We start from the raw sequence: 1,768 nt of genomic DNA, 5'->3' as shown, positions 1-1,768 counted from the left end.
GTGCGGGCCCTGCGAGAATCCCCGCGATCATCACAGGAAGTGGGGAAGCCATGCGTACGAACCGGCTGCTGGCCGCGACCGTGCTGTCCGTCCTCGGTGTCGCCGGTCTGACGGCCTGCGACTCCGACGGCGGCGGGAAGAACGACGCCGCACCCGCCGCGTCCACCCCGGCCGCCGCGACCGTGCCGGCCTCCGCCTCCGCCTCGGTGTCCGTGTCCGTTTCGCCGAGCGGGGCGGGCGGCGGCCTGGAGGGGCTGACGGCGGCGGAGATCGAGAAGAAGTCCCAAGCCGCGGGCAGGAAGCTGACCAGCGTCAAGTTCACCGCCGACCTGAAGATCCCCGAGGGGCGGATGAAGGCCGTCTTCTCCAGCGACGACTCCGGCAACTGCGTGGGCACCATGGCGATCGCGGGCAAGGGCAGCGCGGAATTCCGGCGCATCGCCGACAAGGTGTGGTTGAAGCCGGACGCCGAGTTCATCGACAAGGTGGTCGATTCGGGCCGGAAGGACGACTACACCGCCGTGGTCGGCGACAAGTGGCTGGCGACCGGCAAGGGCGAGGACATCGGCGGCTTCGCCCAGTTCTGCGACACGGCTCTGGAGTTGCAGCGGGGGAAGGCTTTCGAGGGCGCCGGCACCGTCTCCGGCCCCGAACAACTGGACGGCGTCAAGGCCGTGCTCGTCCGGCGGCCGGGCGAGGAGTACGCCTTCGCCGACGAGGGCGAGCCGCACCTGCTCTCGGCGAAGAGCGACAGCCAGGGCGACATGCGGTTCAGTGACTTCGACGTGCCGGTGAAGGTGGTCGCCCCGCCGGCCGGCCAGGTCATCGACTTCGGCGCGGCCAGGGACAGTTGATCCACCCCGATGTGACGAGAACAGGGAAACTCTGATGCGTACCAACCGGCTGCTGGCCGTGACCGTGCTGTCCGTGCTCGGTGTCACCGGCCTGGCGGCCTGCGACTCCGGCGGCGACGGCAAGAAGGACGCCGCGCCCGCCGCGTCGGCGTCGGCTCCGGCCTCCGCCGCCTCCGCCACGTCCTCCCCGGCCGCGGCGGACGGCGGGCTGGCGGCGCTGTCGGCCGGGGAGATCCTCGAGCGGACCAGGGCCGCGGGCGGGAAGCTCACCAGCGTCAGGACGACCTTCACGATGAAGAGCACCGACGGCGACGTCAGCGGGTCCGTCGCCGCCGACTCCTCCGGCAACTGCTCCGGCACCTTCACCGTCGACGGCAAGGGGAAGGCGGAGATCCTGGGCGTCGGCGACAAGAAGTGGCTCAAGCCGGACGCCGGCTTCCTCGGGCTGATCGTGCCCGAGGGCAACACCGCCGTGGCCGACGCGATGGCCGGCAAGTGGCTGACCGGCGAGGGCGCCGGCATCAGCGACAGCGAAGGCTTCGGCTGGTTCTGCGAGATGGGCCTGGAGGGGCAGCGGAAGGTCGGCCTGCTGGAGGACGGCTCGCCGGACAGCAGCGCCGCCAAGGCGGGCACCGAGCAGGTCGGCGGCGCCGGGACGGTCGTCCTCAAGGTGAAGGACGAGGGGAGCGGCGACCCGATGGACGCCGCGATCGCCACCACCGGTGAGCCCCACCTGCTCTCGGTGGTGGGCTCCGGTTCGGACGGTTCGGGCGACATCCGGTTCGGCGACTTCGACAAGCCGGTGGCGGTGACCGCCCCGCCGGCCGCCCAGGTCTTCGACATGGACGCCATGCTCACCGCCGCGGGCTGATCCGCTCAGCCGCGCGGCGCGGCCGGGGAGCCGAGCACCTGTC

At 71.8% G+C, this 1,768-nt stretch carries 2 protein-coding genes; both read left to right on the top strand.

Annotation, left to right across the window (positions count from 1 at the left end; genetic code table 11):
• The first annotated feature begins 50 nt into the window (after positions 1-50).
• The gene (locus ACFUEL_RS39320) at positions 51-854 is read left to right on the top strand and encodes a hypothetical protein (protein ID WP_380242965.1); all 804 of its coding nucleotides are present in this window, start codon (positions 51-53) and stop codon (positions 852-854) included.
• A gap of 34 nt (positions 855-888) precedes the next feature.
• Positions 889-1,725 (top strand): hypothetical protein, encoded by an 837-nt coding sequence (locus ACFUEL_RS39315; protein ID WP_380242963.1) that lies wholly within the window; start codon positions 889-891, stop codon positions 1,723-1,725.
• Positions 1,726-1,768: the final 43 nt, after the last annotated feature.

This window comes from Kitasatospora sp. NPDC057198, from assembly GCF_042670125.1.
In the GTDB taxonomy this organism is placed as follows: domain Bacteria; phylum Actinomycetota; class Actinomycetes; order Streptomycetales; family Streptomycetaceae; genus Kitasatospora.
Note: the sequence above shows the minus strand (reverse complement) of the source record. Positions and strands in the feature narration are given on the sequence as shown.